13 protein-coding genes are annotated in these 15,186 nt (G+C 61.7%); 4 read left to right on the top strand and 9 right to left on the bottom strand.

The window, feature by feature from the left end; translation table 11 throughout:
- Positions 1-8 precede the first annotated feature (8 nt).
- From hisC to NCS58_RS11185, 5 genes are read right to left on the bottom strand one after another with little or no spacing between them, the layout of a single operon-like run.
- Positions 9-1,136 (bottom strand): histidinol-phosphate transaminase, encoded by a 1,128-nt coding sequence (hisC, locus tag NCS58_RS11205; protein WP_250538440.1) that lies wholly within the window; start codon positions 1,134-1,136, stop codon positions 9-11.
- A complete protein-coding gene (locus tag NCS58_RS11200; protein ID WP_061119306.1) occupies positions 1,133-1,999 on the bottom strand; it encodes an amino acid ABC transporter ATP-binding protein in 867 nt (288 codons plus the stop codon). Before NCS58_RS11200 ends, hisC begins: the two co-directional genes overlap by 4 nt.
- Positions 2,000-2,044: 45 nt before the next feature.
- Entirely contained in the window at positions 2,045-2,707 is a 663-nt protein-coding gene (locus tag NCS58_RS11195) for an amino acid ABC transporter permease (RefSeq protein WP_250476973.1), read from the bottom strand.
- A 10-nt stretch (positions 2,708-2,717) separates the two neighbouring features.
- On the bottom strand, positions 2,718-3,368 hold the full coding sequence (locus NCS58_RS11190) for an amino acid ABC transporter permease (RefSeq protein WP_250538439.1): 651 nt from the start codon (positions 3,366-3,368) through the stop codon (positions 2,718-2,720).
- 34 nt (positions 3,369-3,402) lie between these two features.
- Positions 3,403-4,230, bottom strand: a complete 828-nt coding sequence (locus NCS58_RS11185; protein ID WP_250476972.1) for a transporter substrate-binding domain-containing protein — start codon at positions 4,228-4,230, stop codon at positions 3,403-3,405.
- A gap of 286 nt (positions 4,231-4,516) precedes the next feature.
- On the opposite strand from NCS58_RS11185, the gene NCS58_RS11180 reads away from it, so the two are divergent.
- Both NCS58_RS11180 and NCS58_RS11175 read left to right on the top strand, forming a co-directional pair.
- Complete coding sequence (locus NCS58_RS11180; RefSeq protein ID WP_250538438.1) at positions 4,517-5,506, top strand: isopenicillin N synthase family oxygenase; 990 nt, start codon at positions 4,517-4,519, stop codon at positions 5,504-5,506.
- Entirely contained in the window at positions 5,503-6,894 is a 1,392-nt protein-coding gene (locus NCS58_RS11175; RefSeq protein WP_250538437.1) for an FAD-binding oxidoreductase, read from the top strand. Before NCS58_RS11180 ends, NCS58_RS11175 begins: the two co-directional genes overlap by 4 nt.
- A gap of 713 nt (positions 6,895-7,607) precedes the next feature.
- Here NCS58_RS11175 and NCS58_RS11170 read toward each other — a convergent pair.
- Both NCS58_RS11170 and NCS58_RS11165 read right to left on the bottom strand, forming a co-directional pair.
- Positions 7,608-8,726 carry an FAD-dependent oxidoreductase gene (locus NCS58_RS11170; RefSeq protein ID WP_250538436.1) on the bottom strand — a complete coding sequence of 373 codons (1,119 nt, stop codon included), beginning with the start codon at positions 8,724-8,726 and terminating at the stop codon, positions 7,608-7,610.
- A 116-nt stretch (positions 8,727-8,842) separates the two neighbouring features.
- The gene (locus NCS58_RS11165; RefSeq protein ID WP_250538435.1) at positions 8,843-9,184 is read right to left on the bottom strand and encodes a hypothetical protein; all 342 of its coding nucleotides are present in this window, start codon (positions 9,182-9,184) and stop codon (positions 8,843-8,845) included.
- A gap of 2,264 nt (positions 9,185-11,448) precedes the next feature.
- Here NCS58_RS11165 and NCS58_RS11160 point away from each other — a divergent pair.
- Positions 11,449-12,732 (top strand): O-antigen ligase, encoded by a 1,284-nt coding sequence (locus NCS58_RS11160; protein ID WP_250538434.1) that lies wholly within the window; start codon positions 11,449-11,451, stop codon positions 12,730-12,732.
- 4 nt (positions 12,733-12,736) lie between these two features.
- Complete coding sequence (locus tag NCS58_RS11155; protein WP_061119297.1) at positions 12,737-13,135, top strand: GtrA family protein; 399 nt, start codon at positions 12,737-12,739, stop codon at positions 13,133-13,135.
- Here the strand turns inward: NCS58_RS11155 and NCS58_RS11150 are convergent.
- Together NCS58_RS11150 and NCS58_RS11145 are read right to left on the bottom strand one after the other, a co-directional pair.
- The gene (locus NCS58_RS11150) at positions 13,132-13,872 is read right to left on the bottom strand and encodes an SDR family oxidoreductase (protein WP_061119296.1); all 741 of its coding nucleotides are present in this window, start codon (positions 13,870-13,872) and stop codon (positions 13,132-13,134) included. The genes NCS58_RS11155 and NCS58_RS11150 overlap by 4 nt on opposite strands.
- The gene (locus NCS58_RS11145) at positions 13,869-15,185 is read right to left on the bottom strand and encodes an FAD-binding oxidoreductase (RefSeq protein WP_250538433.1); all 1,317 of its coding nucleotides are present in this window, start codon (positions 15,183-15,185) and stop codon (positions 13,869-13,871) included. The genes NCS58_RS11150 and NCS58_RS11145 overlap by 4 nt, the downstream gene beginning before the upstream one ends.
- Between the last annotated feature and the right edge of the window lies 1 nt (position 15,186).

Raw genomic sequence — 15,186 nt, 5'->3', positions numbered from 1 at the left:
CCGCCTCCTCAGTGCCGCGCCGAGCGCACGCGCCCGAGCGTTTCGATGAAGAAATCGTTGTCGTCGCGGCTGCCTGTCGAGACACGCACGCATCGCGTGAAGTCCGGCTCGCGCCACGGTTTCACGATCACGCCCGCGCGCATCAGGCGTTGCGCAAGCGCGTCCGCGTCTTCGCGCGCGTCGAAGAACAGGAAATTGGCGAGCGACGGCGCGCAGGCGTAGCCCATCGCCGTGAGCGCGTCGCGCATGCGTTCGCGCTCGCGGATCGTGTGCTGCACGACGTCGGCGACATACGCCGCGTCCGACCATGCCGCGAGCGCTGCGCACTGCGCCAGACGGTTGATGTTGAACGGCGTGCGCACGCGGTTCATGAGATCGGCGAGACGCGCATCTGACGCGACGCCGTAACCGATGCGCAAACCCGCCAGCCCGTAGGCCTTCGAGAACGTGCGCAGCATGAGCCACGGCGAATGCGAGTGCTCAAGGGCCGGCAAGCTTGCCGCGTAGGACGCATCGACGCGCGCGTACTCGAAATACGCCTCGTCCCAGACGATCAGCGTGCCCGGCGCGACCGCCGAGAGCAGTCGCGCGAATTCATCGCCCGAAAGCGCCGCGCCCACAGGGTTCGACGGATTGCTTACGAGCAGCATGCGCGTGCGCGGCGTGAGCGCTTCGCAAAGCGCATCGACATCGAAGCGCAGCTTGCGCATCGGCACGGCGCGCACGCGCGCGCCCGCGAGTTGCGGATAGATCACATGCAAGCCAAACGAGGGCGTGACAGTGACGACTTCATCGCCGGGCGAGAGAAACGTCTGCGCCGCCACCGCCAGCAGATCCTCTGATCCATTGCCGAACAGGATGCGCGCGGGCTCGACGTCGAGCGTCGCGCCGATCGCGGTGCGCAATGCACTGCACGACGAGTCCGGATAGCGCGCGACGCTTTCCTCGACCGCACGCTGCAACGCCTCTCGCACGAGCGGGCTCGCGCCGCAGGGATTCTCGTTGCTCGCGAGCTTGGCGACGCGCGACACGCCGAACTGTTCGCGCACGCGCTCCGCCGATGCGCCGGCATTGTAGGCGGGCAGATCGCGCACATCGGGACGCAGCGCCGCGATGAACGCATCAGTGGCGCTCATGCCGTTTCTCCTTCGCCGCCGCGCGACCAGAACGCGTTGCGGTCGAAATAGTTTTGTAGGAACTGGCGCAGACGCGGATCTCGGGCGTCGTGAAAGACTTCGCGGGGCTTGCCTTGCACGGCGATGCGTCCCTGATCGATGAACATCACCTTGTCCGCAACTTGCGCGGCGAAACCCATCTCGTGCGTGACGACGGCCATCGTCATGCCGTCGCGCGCGAGCTGCTTCATCACCTGCAGCACTTCGCCGACGAGTTCAGGATCGAGCGCGGACGTCGGTTCGTCGAAGAGCATGATGTGCGGTTCCATCGCGAGCGCGCGCGCGATCGCCACGCGCTGCTGCTGCCCGCCCGAGAGCTTCGCCGGATAGGCGTCACCCTTGTTCGCAAGGCCCACCGTCTCGAGCATCGCGTTGGCGCGCCGCTGTGCGTGTGCGCGCGGCAGGCGCTGCACGCGCAAGAGCGCCTCCATTACGTTTTCGAGCGCGGTCATGTGCGGCCACAGGTTGAACTGCTGGAACACCATGCCGATGTTGCGCCGCACGCGATTGATCTCGCCCTGTGACGCGCGCACGCGCCGGCCGTTCTTCTCGCCGTAGCCGAGCAGTTCGCCTTCGATGCGCACTTCGCCCGTGTCATACGTTTCGAGCGCGGCGAGGCAGCGCAAGAGCGTGCTCTTGCCCGAGCCAGACGGCCCTATGATGCAGACCACCTCCGAGCGTTCAATGTCGAGATCGACGCCGCGCAGGACTTCGACGTCGCCAAAGCGCTTGCCGAGATTGCGCACTTCGATCAGCGGCGAGGACGGCGCGCGCGGCTCGACGACGGAGGACGCGGAAGCGGGAAGGTCGATCATGGCATTCATCGGTTCACCTGGTGACGAGGGATAACAATCCACATGGTCCACATGTCAGACGAGAAAGCGCGTGAGCCGTGCCTCCGCCCAGAGTCCCGCGCGCGATGCGAGTTCGACGAGCAGCAGATAGCACACGCATAGCGCAAGCAGCGTCTCGACGAAGGCGAAGGTCGCCGAGCCGATGCCGGTCAAGACGAACGTGAGTTCGGGAACGGTCACGATCGACAGCACCGCGGTTTCCTTACTAAGCACGATGATCAAGTTGACGATGGCGGGCACGATCAGTACGAACATCTGAGGAATCTGGATGCGCAGGACGATCTGCCAGCGCGACATGCCAAGACACGACGCCGCTTCGAGATGTCCCGGCGGCACCGCGCGAAAGCCCGAGCGGAACGCTTCGGCGAAGTACGCGCTGCCGTAGAGTCCGAGCCCGAGGATGCCCGCAGTCAGCGGTTCGAGCGTCAGCCCGAACGACGGGCCGCCGTAGTACAGCAAAAAGAGCTGCACGAGAAACGGCGTGCCGCGAAAGAGTTCGATGTAGGCGCGCAGCACGGCACGCACCCAGCGTCCGCAAAAGAGTTGCAGCAGCGCGATGGCGAAGCCGATTGCGAGGCCGAGCACGACACCGGCGATCCACGTGCCGAGCGTCGTCGCAAGTCCCGCGCCGATGGCGGACAGGTTGTGCGTGATGACGGCGGGGTCGAACTGCTGCATGGCGTCGTCCTTAGGCGTATTGCAGCCGCGCTTCGGCGGCGTGCGCGAGGAGCGACAGCGCGCCGCAGATCACGAAATAGATGAGCCCCGCCGCGACATACGCCTCCAGCGGCCGGTACGTGCTGGCTGCGATGTTCTGCGCGGTGCGCGTGACTTCGGCGATGCCGACCACCGAGATCAGTGACGACGCCTTGATGAGCAGCACCATCTCGTTCACGAGCGACGGCAGCGTCAGCCGGAACGCCTGCGGCACGAGGATGCGGCGCAGCGTGTCAAGCGGCGGCAGGCCAAGCATGCGCGCGGCTTCGATCTGGCCCGGCGGAATGCTGAGAAAGCCGCCGCGTAAAATCTCCGCAATGTACGACGCCGAACACAGCGACACCGTGCTGATTGCGGCGACGAGCGGCGGCACGTTGATGCCGGCGAACGGCAGCAGGTAGTAGACGAGCAGCAACTGCACGAGCATCGGCACGCCGCGAAAGAAGAATACGTACGCGCCGCCCGCCGCGCGCCAGGCCCGGCTCGGCGAGAGCCGCGCCGAGCACACGCCGATCGCCACGAAAAATCCGATCACGAGTCCGGCGAGCGAAATGCCGATGGTCGCGACCGCCGCCTGCAACAGCAGCGGGATGCCTTGCACGAAAACAGTCATGCTGAACATGGGGCCTCCGTGTTCGGACGCGTGATGCGCTGACTCAGTAGTTCGGCGTGGGCAGCGTCGGCGGGACCTGCATCGCGACGCCGAACCACTTCTTCTGCAGCGTGGCGAGGCGTCCGTCCTTGTCGAGCTTAAGGAGCGCGTTGTTGAACGCGTCGGCCAGCGGCTTGCTGTCCGCGTCCTTGCGCAGGCAATACGCGAAGTACACCTTCGCGCCGAACGGCGGCTGGACGACCGCGAACGTCTCCGGTCGCTGCTTTGCGACGTACGCGATGTTGGTCATCGAATTTGCCACTGCGACGATCCGGCCCGCCGCAAGGTCCGCGTAGGCCTGATTGTTATCAACGTATTCGCGGATTTCCGGCGGCTTCGGCAGCGTGGCCGCGTAGACCTTCAACTGATCGAGCTGCGCCGAACCCTTACCCGCGCCGACGGTCTTGCCCGCGACATCGGACGATTGCTTGAGGTTCGAATCGTTGGCACGCTTGAGGAAGGCGTCGGTGGCATCGGCGACGGGCAGCGTGTACGTATAGCGTTCCATACGCGCTTTCGTCACCGTGATCGGGCCGCCGACCATGTCGAACTTGCCCGCTTCAAGACCAGGCAGCACGCTCGGCCAGGGCAAGTCGATGAAGCGCACCTTCACGCCGATCTCCTTGCCGATCTCCGCGAAAAGATCCTTGTTGAAACCTGCTTGCTGGCCGTTTTCGAGAAAGTCGAACGGCGCGAACTGCATCTCCGTGCCGACCACGAGTTCGCCCGCCTTCTTCACCTTCGCAAGCTGATCTTCGGCATGCGCGCACACGCTCGCGGCGCACAGGGTCAACATCAGCACTCGACTTCTCCAGCCTGCAAGGATATTCATTAGAGTCTCCAGGTAGCAAAGCGGTCGTCGCGCGTGCGGCAGCCATTGGTCAGCGCGGTATGCGAGGCAGTATATACCGCGAAATTTCGATGACCAAAAAGAAATTCTTTGCAGATTCCTAGGCGCATGAGCATGCCGGCAAGTCGCGGTCCGATTCGCTGCGTTGCAACTTGCAGCGTTGGAATTGGCGGTATATACAACCGGAGATGCGTGATGCCGTGCGCGAGTTTTTTCGCGTGACGGCGAGCCGAACACCCCCTCGCCACGCCGCTCCAGGAGCCAGCCGATGCCGTCAGTCACCCGAATTCCCCTCATCGATTTCAGCGGCGTGCGCGAAGGCGACGCTGCCGCTCTCGTGCGCGTGGGCCACGAAATTCGCGAAGCCTGCACGACCATCGGCTTCTTCTACATCGTTAATCATGGTGTGCCGCAGGATGTGATCGACGCAGCCGAAGCCGCCGCGCGCAAGTTCTTTGCGTTTCCCGTCGGAACGAAGCGGCGCGCAGCGGTGAATCAACGGCATCGCGGCTTCAATTCGCTCGGTGACGCAACCATGTATCAGGCCAAGCGCCCTGACTATAAGGAGTTCTACAGCATCGGCCTCGAACTGCCCGAGGACGATCCCGACGTGCTCGCGGGCCAGGCGCTGCGCGGCCCGAACAACTGGCCTGACTTCATGCCCGAGCTGAGGCCGGCGCTCTATGGGTATTACGAGGCGATCGGCGAGTGCGGCAGTCATCTGCTGCGGGCCGTGGCGTCAAGTCTCGACATCGACGAGCATTTTTTCGCCTCGCGCTACACGAAGCGCATGCAGCGCACGCAAATGGTCTATTACCCACCGCAGCCGCGCCAATCCGACGAGGATCAATTCGGCGTCGCGCCTCATACGGACTACGGCTGCATCACGCTGCTTTGGCAGGACCAGGTGGGCGGTCTGCAAGTGCGTGAAATCGCGAACGACACCTGGATCGACGCGCCGCCAATTCCGGGCAGCTTCGTCGTCAATGTCGGCGATCTGCTCGCGCGCTGGACCAACGACCGGTTCCGCTCGACGTTGCATCGCGTGATCAATGCGTCGGGCCAGCAGCGCTACTCGATCGCGACTTTCTACGATCCGACCTACGGCGCCATCGTCGATCCGGCCGAGCTTGGCACACCGGCGAGCGAGGTGCGTCATGCGCCGGTAGCGGCAGGCGATTACATCCTCGGGCGCATCAACGATTCAATGGGCTATCGCAAGAAACGCGCAGCTGAGCAGCAGGGCACAGCCGCATGAGCGCGCCGCTCGACGACACCATCGCCGCGTTGCGCGAGGCCCTGGGCAACGACCGCGTGCGCGTGGGCGAAGCCATCGGGCAACGCTCGATGACCGACTGGACCGGCCACGCGCCCGCGCGACCCGCGGCGCTCGTGCTGCCGCGCTCGACCGAAGAGGTGTCGCGCGCGCTCGCGATCTGCAACGAAGCGCGCCAGAGCGTCGTGCCGCAAGGCGGCATGACGGGGCTCGCGGGCGGCGCAATCGCGCGTGCGGCTGACATCGCGATTTCGCTCGAACGGCTCGTTGGAATCGAGGAAGTCGACGCGGCATCGGCGACGATGACCGTGCTCGCCGGCACCACCTTGCAGAGCGCGCAGGAAGCCGCGGCGGCGGAGGGCTTCGAACTCGGACTCGACCTCGGCGCGCGCGGCTCGTGTCAGATCGGCGGCAACCTCGCGACAAACGCGGGCGGCAATCGTGTCATCCAGTCGGGCACCGCGCGCGAACAGGTGCTCGGCCTCGAAGCCGTGCTCGCGAACGGCGCCGTGCTCAGTTCGATGAACAAGATGATCAAGAACAACACGGGCTATGACCTGAAACAGCTTTTCGTCGGCTCGGAGGGCACGCTCGGCGTTATCACGCGCGCAGTGTTGCGGCTGCATCCGCCGCGCGCGGGGCGTCACACGGCACTCGTCGCGCTCGATGGCTACGATCAGGTCGTCGCGCTGTTGCGTACGCTCTCGGCACGCTTCGGCAACGATATCGGCGCGTTCGAAATCATGTGGCCGGACTTCTTCGACTTCGGCGTTTCGCTCACACCCTCGGCGCGCTCGCCGTTTGCCGCGGCGCATTCGCTTTACGCGCTGATCGAACACGCGGGCTTCGATGCCGACCACGACGGCGAGCGCTTCGCTGCCGCGCTCGCCGAGGCCTTCGGCGCCGGCGCGGTGCGCGATGCGATCGTCGCGCAATCGGTGGCGGATGCGCGTGCGCTGTGGCAAGTTCGCGAGTGCACTGCGGAATTTCCGGCACGGCTCGATCCGATCAATTTCGACGTCAGCTTGCCGGTCGGCTCAATCGGCCAATTCGTCGACGAATGCCGCGCCGCGCTCGATGCGCGCTGGCCGTCGAACCGCTCGTACTACTTCGGCCATATCGGTGATTCGAACCTGCACGTGACCGTGGACGGTCATTCGGTGCCGGGCGTGCTGCATCATGAGGTCTACGCGTTCGTCTACGACATGGTCGTGCCGTATCGCGGATCGGTCTCGGCGGAGCATGGCATCGGGTTGCTCAAGCGCGAGTTCCTGCCGCTCTCGCGTTCGCCCGAGGAGATCGCGGCCATGACCGCGATCAAACGCGCGCTCGACCCGAACGGCATCTTGAACCCCGGCAAGTTGATCTAGCGTGTCAGCGCTTCAACCAGAACTCGCGCTACACCTGCAGCACTTTCTCTTCGACGTCCGCGGCGGGGCGGGCTCGAATCCATCGTGCGGCAATTTCGCGATCTCGCCCAAGCTGTTGAGCGGTATCCATGAGCACGTAAAGAACATTAGACGAAATGGACTACGCGAACGTGGGATCGTCGAGCTCGCCTGAACACTCTTTAGCCTTGATGTCGAAAAGCGAGCACGGCAAGGTCGTTCTGGTGAGCAGCCGCAAAGCATCGCGTAGGGCCCCCGAGTTGGACAAGACCCGCAGGCCGCACTTGAAGCCCGGGCGCGAAGACGAGTTTGACTTAAAGGAAACTGGCGTATTACCGTAGGGCTGCTATCGGATGATTGCCGCGGGAACGAAATTCCGACAAGCGAGGCACCGCATGATGCATGCCGAAGAAGCCGTTAGAGGCTCGTCGTCCGGACTGCTCCGCGGATACGCTCGTGGCGGATGCTGTGTGCAAGGCGCAGCAGGAAGCGCTGATCAGGCGTGTTCGAAACCTGGCTACAGTAACGGAAAACACGAGCTAAGGGGTAAAACGATCAACAGGTAATTCCAAGAGTGGAAGTCAATCGCCTTGTAACGGAGCGACGTACGGCTGTGGTGTGTCGAGAAGCATGGGACAGTCGCCAGTGCTCCGGGTCCAGAACCGTGACTTGTTCCCCACAGCTGGCAGTCTTTTTCACCGCTGCGCATTGAGGGTACGCTCCGGCACCTTCGCAAGCAGGATATTCAGCCCTTCGGAGATCAACGGATGCGCAATGATCGCATCGCGCACCGCTGTATAAGGCAATCCCCCAAGCATCGCCATATGCACCGCGGCGACTACGTCGCCGGAATTGGCGCCCAGCATCGCGAAGCCAAGGATAGCGTTTGACTGCGCGTCGATCAGGATCTTCATAAAGCCCTTGGTCGCGCCGTTCGTCCGCGCCCGTGGCACCGCCGCCATCGGCAGCTTCGCAATACGCACCGGGATGCCGCGCGCCTTCGCGTCGACTTCGCTCAAACCGATACGACCGAGTTCCGGCTCGATAAATAGCGCATACGGGATGATTCTGCCGCGCGTGGTTTTCGCAATTCCCCCAACGAGTTGCGAGCGCAGAACGCCGTAGTCGTCAAACGATGCATGCGTGAACATCGGTGTCCCTGCCACCTCGCCGATCGCCCATGTGCGCTCTGCTGTCGTCCGCAGACGTTCATCCGTTTTGATGCAGCCGCGCGCGTCCACTTCCACGCCGGCGGCCTCGAGGCCGATACCGGATGTGACAGGGGTGCGGCCTGCCGCGACCAGAAGGTGACTACCGCTCACCATGCTGCCGTTCTGCAATACAAGTGTCACTGACTCACCCGACGTGCCCGTCACGCGGGCGGGCCTCACGCCGGTTTTGACATCGATGCCTTCCTCTTTCAGCGCTGTTTCTATTGCCTCGGTGACGTCCTCGTCTTCACGCATCGCCACGCGTGGCGCGTCCTGTATCACTGTGACCTTGCTGCCGAGCTTACCGAATGCCTGCGCCATTTCCAGCCCGATATATCCACCACCGAGAACGATCAGGCTCTCGGGCAAGGTCGTCAGCACCAGCGCTTCGAAGTGGGTCAGCGGCGCGGCGGCCTTCAACCCGGGCACGTCGGGAATCGCCGCCGTCGTGCCCGTGTTGATGAAAGCATGCTCACCTTCGATGATTCGCAGACTGCCATCATTTGTTTTAACGGCGAGCCGGCGGGGGGCGACGAAGCGGCCCGTGCCCAACACAAATTCCAGGCCGGCGTCACGAAAGGCGTTGCGATTGATTTCCACCATTATGCTTCACGTCGCATGGCGCGCCGCGCACGTCCTATTCGACGTATGGCGGAGCGGGTTTGGATGGCTCCAACCAACTAAACCGACCAAAACTCGGGCGCCGCGTCGTCGGACCGCTAAGCGTCTTCCGTGCGATCCGATGAGCGATACGGGACTAAATCAGCGCGCCGATCAACCTCTAGCTTGGGCAAAGGGCAAAAACGAAGCAGTGCCTCCGTAGTTACCGTCTTGTCGTCGAGTTTGATACCATTGTAAATTGGCTGAACTCGAGCTTCCGTGAACGGCCGCGCGATGGATCCGGTTGCGTTGATCGGGCGCGTATCGAGGTCGTGCGCGACTAAATTATTGATGAAAACCTCCGAAGCGCTGCTACTGATCGACTCGTTGCAAACGAGTTTGCGCGACGATTTAGCGCAGATGGAGACCGATTTTTCGTCGCGGAAAGTGATGGTGCTCATCCACGTGCTGGCACGCAATTTCGATACCTGTTCAGAATTGACGCATGGACTGACTCATGGCCGGTCATTCGCAGCCAAAGGCCGTCCGGGCCTTGCGCTTTCTCGCCTCCACAGCACGCTAGTGAATATTCAGGGTCCTCAGTACATCAGAGGAGATCATCGTTGCTTATGAGTTGCCGAGGTCGTTAGGCATCTCTTGAACCAGTAAAACGGTTCATCAACGTCTTATTCGGATTCTCCGATCGTTGCCTTCAATCGGTGTTCAAACTCCATGGCTCTGTTCTCCTGCAGACAATGTACTCTCGTGGCTATAGGTCGCGAATGACGCTCTTGTGAAAGAATGGTGTTGTTCAATCAAGACTCATAGGAGGATTATCGAACAGGGATGCGCGCAACCTGGCAATTAGCGTGGTGGCAGTGGTTCATATCATCTCCTGCTCGATTCTGGTTTTAGTTTGTGTGGCTTGCATCGGCCGTCGAAGCAAGGAGTACCGCTTCGGCCTGAATGTCCGCTCGAAGATGTCCTCAATCCGCCGTTGTATCGATTTGTGTTCGCGCGGCAAATGACCTAGGAGTCCAGCGAAACTCAATTTTCAGAACACTCAGTTCACTGGGTCTTGCGACTTGGATACGGGCAATAAATGAGTTGCCGAACCTGGGTAGGCCGATTTGCGGGTAGCTCCACAAAGTCTAGGCACTGTTGTTTTCTGAATAAGTAAGAGTTGTCGCATGAGTTGTTGTTGCACTTGGCAGCGGAGCCATGAAGAGGCGGGTGGGATGTGGGCGAAGCAATAGATTTTCTGTCGAGGATGCGTGATAACATTGAAGCGACATGTATCGCTATTGTCGCAGAGCGTGAAAAGAGCGAGAAAATATTCTGGTTGGCTTGGGAGCGTTCGAATAACGAAATAATTGGATTGAGTCGCTTAGGAGGCTTGTGCTGGCCGGTTGGATTATATTTAAATGTACTTAATCGCTTCTCGAAACGAAAAGTCGAGCGGCTTTTCGTGTCGCTAAACGGCTGCTTCACCATACAGTAATTGCGCTATTTTTAATCGGCGCCTTAACTTGGTAAATGCGCTCGACTGCCGCACGGGCCGCTGACGCGTATGCGGGCGAACAGTGGCGCAACTTTAATGATCTCGTCTCTTAGCTGACACGGTATGGTTTTGGCCATTAAGGCAGCGCTTGGACGCGACACTTCGGCTTCGACATCGAGTACCTTTCATTTTAGTTCGAGGCATCGCGCGCGACGTGAGGCGCGTTCGATTCAGTGACGCGGAAGGGGCGCCGAAATGTCCAATAGCTATCCCGGCCCCCGATAAAATGAAAATAGCATTGCTCTGCACATTCCTCGCTGCCATCGCCATCGCCATCGCCACCGTCGCCAACACCCGCGACTACGACCTCTCGACGCGCCTCGACACTGGTCCGTGGCACATCTTGTTGGCGGTGCTCATGGGCACGGGCGTCGGGCGCGTTGTCGGGTCGTCCGCTTCCAAGCGGAAAACGAGCGCAACGACGCCATCATCATGCTCTACGTCACGACGGGCCCCGTGACGACCGCAGTCTCTTGGCGTGAAATTCACCATGGACTACCTTCTCAAGTCAACCGAGGCGCGTTCCCTCGGCGCATGCATCGGTCATGCGATCGATTACGTCATCAAGTACCGGCTCTACGAGCGCTAGTTGTTCTGCACCTTCTCCCAGAGGGAAGCGTGCATGAAGAAGAATCGCGGTAAATCGCGGGATTCAGCATGATGCCCTTCCAGAAGCACGGCATAAAAAGGACGGTCTTCTTCCTTTCGACGATGCGTACGACGTCCGTCGCGACCTTCTCGCAAAGCTTGTTCTGTCCGTGACGTTGTATGCGACTGTCAAGCGCTGCGAATGTGCCTCGATGGCGATCTCTTCCCCATCGACGGTAGGGGATGATCGATTGGAACGGGTGCACTTTGCCTGACAGCAAGGCCAATTTCTTCGATGGAAGCACGAGTGATCGACGACGCATGCCGAACCACTTATTGCGAGTTTGCCAGAGCACGGCCGCGAACGACGTTCCGGAGAGCCGGCGCCGCAGTGATATGCGAGCGTTAAAATGTCGGTTTTCCTATCGCGGCAACGCCCGATCGGATTTTTCAAATAGGCGTGGCACCGCGAAGTGCCCCAATACGTTGTAGGCCGGAACCAAAAAAGGTCGCGTTTGCGACCCGGGTCGTGCCAGTGGCGTCGGAATGGATAACGGACGAATCAGCGGGAGTGTGATGACGAGAGTGGGCCTGCGCGTGGAACGCGTACTTTGGATTGCGTGTCCTTTACTCATGTTTGTAGTGATGTACGCCCACATGACGGCCATTGAAAATATCCTGCTCGGCCTGGTTGGCGTGGGTGTGATTGCTGCCGCATGTTCGGAGACACAGCCTTCAGTTTCGCGATGGCCGCTCATCGTTCCCATTCTTCTCTGGGGGGCATGGTCGCTCGCGTCCGTGGCGTGGTCGCCGTTTCCGGCGGAGAGCATGCATGCCTGGCTGGATGAAGTGGCTTATCCCCTGGTTACATTCATTGCGTTCTGGCTAGTCGGAATCCAATCGGAGCGACCGGAGCGTCTTGTTCTGATCAGCTGGGTCGCATGCGTGCTGCTTGCGGTAACGAGCATCGTCCATTGGGGGCAACTGCAGCCGCCCACTGCGGATACATTTTTGTTGCACTATTACAATCGCGTCGGTCACACGAGCACGCTCGTCGTCTTCGCCATGTCCTTGTTCACCGGTTTGACGATGCAAGGACGATGGCGAATCATCGGAGTCACAGGCCTGCTGCTGTGCTTCTTCGTGGGGCTTGCAACGCTCAACCGCTTCTTTTGGCCTGCAGCCGGTCTCGCTATCCTCGTCGCGCTGTTTCCTATGTATCGAAAGCATCTCTTTCTGGCGACGATCGTGGTCGTGCTGACGGGCGTCGCTGCGGTCGGAACGTTGGAGTACAGCGCGCGAATGCGCAATGTACGCCCTGTTCCCGCATCGGAAGAGGTCGTGAGTCTCGGCCAAGAAAAGGTGCAGTTGCCCCAGTTTCTCGGTGGCATCGTGGCGTCCGTCTCCGCCGACACGCGTCCGCGAATGTGGCACTTTTATCTGAAAGCGGGAGAGACGCATTTTTGGACGGGCGTCGGATTTGGAAAGCCGCTTCCCGGACGCGTCTATAAGAGCGATATTCCGACGCAGTTCCTGTCTAGGGAACCGCAAGCCTTAACGCATGCCCATAACCTGTTCCTGAACACTTGGCTTGAATCCGGACTGATCGGCGTCGTACTGGAAATGTCGCTCCTGATCGCGCTCCTCGTGCGATTCTGCCGGCTGCGTCATGCCACGCCCTGGATTTGCGCAGCAGGCGTAGCGCTGGTCGTCGGCATGCTTGCGAAGAACAGCACCGACGACTTCATGTGGCAGACCACCGCGCTGGCGTTCTGGAGTTTTGCGGGGCTCCTGCTGGGACGGGGCGAACGGCTCTTTGCGCCCCGACGCGAAGACGTCGAATCATCGTCGGGGGCGTAGACCCGTGCACCTCGCACTGCTTTACACCTTCTTCGCTGCCATCGCTACCGCCGCCAACATCGGCGCGCAGGACCTCACTACGCGTCTCTACACTGGCCCCTGGCACATCCTGTTAGCGGTGTTCATCGGCACGGGCGTGGGCCTTGTCGTGAAATACGTGCTCGACAAGAAATGGATCTTCCGCTTCAAGGCGGAGAACGCGCGCCATGACGCGACCATGTTCACGCTCTACGTGACGATGGGCCTCGTCACCACGGCAATCTTCTGGGGCGTGGAATTCGGCTTCAATCACATCTTCGGAACGGCCGAAGCACGCTACATCGGCGCGTGCATCGGTCTCGCGATCGGCTACGTGATCAAGTACCGACTCGACAAGCGCTACGTGTTCCGCTCGTTCTCTTAGAGACTCGCGCGCTTGAACACGAACCGCGGCACGTTCCGAATGATGAGCATGATGCCCCACCAGAACCACGGCGTATAAAGCACGTCCTTCTTCCGCTCGACCGCGCGCACGATATCCTTCGCGACCTTCTCCGGCGTCGCGACGAGCGGTCCCGGCAGCGGCAAACCCGCGGTCATCGGCGTGGCAACGAAGCCGGGCTTGACATCGACCACATGCACGCCGACCTTGAAAAGCCGCGCCCGCAAGCCTTCGAGAAACGCCTGCAACGCGGCCTTCGCGCTGCCGTACAGATAATTCGACGGCCGCCCGCGATCGCCCGCCACCGATGAAATCACGGCCAGCGTTCCATGCCGCTGCGCTTCGAGCCGATTGGCGATCGGCGTGAGCAGCGCGATCAGCGAGAGCGCATTGGTATGAAACTCGCGCACCGCGACGGCCGGATCGCGCTGACAAGCGGCCTGATCCGGCAGCGTCCCCGACGCGACCAGCACAATATCGATCGAATCCATGTGCGCCGCGCAGTCGGCGAGCATCGCGGCGTGATCGTCGAGCCTGTCGATATCGAGCCGATGCGCCGCAACCGACGCGGCCCCGCGCGCGGTCAGATCGGCGGCGACCTGCTCCATGCGCTCCTGATTGCGAGCGACCAGAAAGAAGCGCGCACCTTTGACGGCCCATTCGCGCGCGCAGGCGATGGCAATGGCGGACGTGGCGCCCACGATGACGATGTTCTTCATAGGCCGGTCACTCGTTTCCAGAAGTGCGACAGCATGGCCGGATCGCGAAGCGACTCGAGTTGCTGCCATTGAGGATAGGCGGCGCGGAAATCGGCGCCCGACATGTGCGCGTCCTTGGCCGGATAGATGCGTCCGCCGGCTTCGCGCACGATCGTGTCGAGCGCGTCGAAAAGCTGCGCATTGCGCATCTCGTGCTGCGGGAAGTCGAGCGCGAGCGACGTCCCTTCCATCGGAAACGACAACAGTCCCGGCGATGCAATGTCCCCGCAGCGCTTGAGCACCGCGAGAAACGAGCCCGTGCCGCTCGATGAAATGCGATCGAGCATCGCGCGCACCGCATCGCGCGCGCTCGCCGCCGGCACGACGCACTGATATTGCTGAAACCCGGACGGCCCATACACACGGTTCCATTCGAGCAGGCTGTCGAGCGGATAGAAATAGCCGTCATAGCCCACGCGCGAAATCTCGAAGGGCTTGCGCTGCCTGCGGTAATACAGTTCGTTGAACGCGCGCAGCGTGAGGCCGTTGATGAGCGAGACGGGCGGCGTCAACGGCATGCGGCGCTTATGTCGTTCCTCGACATCGAGCGAGCCGTGGATCGCATGATCGCCCGCCATGAAGATGCCGCGCCCGAGCGCGGGCCCGCGGCTCGCGCAATCGACCCACGCGACGCAGTACTCATGCTTCGCGTCATATTCCTCCGACAAGTCGAAGAATTCGTCGAGCTTGCCGAAGCGAATGCTCGTCACGTCGATGAGACTCGTGCGGATGGGCATCAACGAAAATTCGGCCCACAGAATGAGTCCCGTGAGCCCGAGGCCGCCGATCGTCGCGCTGAACATTTCCGTGTTCGTTTCCGGCGAGCATTCGATGAACGTGCCGTCGCTGCGCGCGAGGCCGAATGCGCGCACATGCCGCCCGAACGTGCCGCGCACGTGATGATTCTTGCCATGCACGTCGTTGGCGATGGCACCGCCCACAGTCACGTACTTCGTGCCCGGCGTGACCGGCAGCATCCAGCCGCGCGGCACCGCGAGCGCGAGAATTTGCTCGAAGGTGATGCCGGGCTCGGCGCGCACGATGCCGCGCGTCCAGTCGGCCGAGATGATGCGATCGAGCGCGAGCGTCTGGAACACATGATTCGAACTCGCGAGACAGACATCGCCGTAGCTGCGGCCGTTGCCGAATGCGAGCGTCGTGCCGTGCGCGCGCTGCACGTCGCGCCATTGCGCCTGCGCTTCGTCGCGCCAGTGCGCGGCGTGCGCCGTCTGCGGCAGATGCGGGTAGCGGCCCCAGGAGAGCAGTTCGCTCATC

This window comes from Caballeronia sp. INML3B (assembly GCF_023631305.1).
GTDB lineage: Bacteria > Pseudomonadota > Gammaproteobacteria > Burkholderiales > Burkholderiaceae > Caballeronia > Caballeronia turbans.
This window is presented reverse-complemented; position numbering and strand designations above follow the sequence as displayed.

What these genes read in the sequence shown, in the direction of transcription:
- hisC (WP_250538440.1), bottom strand. Translation starts at nt 1,136, where the DNA reads ATGAGCGCCACTGATGCGTTCATCGCGGCGCTGCGTCCCGATGTGCGC.
- NCS58_RS11200 (WP_061119306.1), bottom strand. Translation starts at nt 1,999, where the DNA reads ATGAATGCCATGATCGACCTTCCCGCTTCCGCGTCCTCCGTCGTCGAG.
- NCS58_RS11195 (WP_250476973.1), bottom strand. Translation starts at nt 2,707, where the DNA reads ATGCAGCAGTTCGACCCCGCCGTCATCACGCACAACCTGTCCGCCATC.
- NCS58_RS11190 (WP_250538439.1), bottom strand. Translation starts at nt 3,368, where the DNA reads ATGTTCAGCATGACTGTTTTCGTGCAAGGCATCCCGCTGCTGTTGCAG.
- NCS58_RS11185 (WP_250476972.1), bottom strand. Translation starts at nt 4,230, where the DNA reads ATGAATATCCTTGCAGGCTGGAGAAGTCGAGTGCTGATGTTGACCCTG.
- NCS58_RS11180 (WP_250538438.1), top strand. Translation starts at nt 4,517, where the DNA reads ATGCCGTCAGTCACCCGAATTCCCCTCATCGATTTCAGCGGCGTGCGC.
- NCS58_RS11175 (WP_250538437.1), top strand. Translation starts at nt 5,503, where the DNA reads ATGAGCGCGCCGCTCGACGACACCATCGCCGCGTTGCGCGAGGCCCTG.
- NCS58_RS11170 (WP_250538436.1), bottom strand. Translation starts at nt 8,726, where the DNA reads ATGGTGGAAATCAATCGCAACGCCTTTCGTGACGCCGGCCTGGAATTT.
- NCS58_RS11165 (WP_250538435.1), bottom strand. Translation starts at nt 9,184, where the DNA reads ATGAGCACCATCACTTTCCGCGACGAAAAATCGGTCTCCATCTGCGCT.
- NCS58_RS11160 (WP_250538434.1), top strand. Translation starts at nt 11,449, where the DNA reads ATGACGAGAGTGGGCCTGCGCGTGGAACGCGTACTTTGGATTGCGTGT.
- NCS58_RS11150 (WP_061119296.1), bottom strand. Translation starts at nt 13,872, where the DNA reads ATGAAGAACATCGTCATCGTGGGCGCCACGTCCGCCATTGCCATCGCC.
- NCS58_RS11145 (WP_250538433.1), bottom strand. Translation starts at nt 15,185, where the DNA reads ATGAGCGAACTGCTCTCCTGGGGCCGCTACCCGCATCTGCCGCAGACG.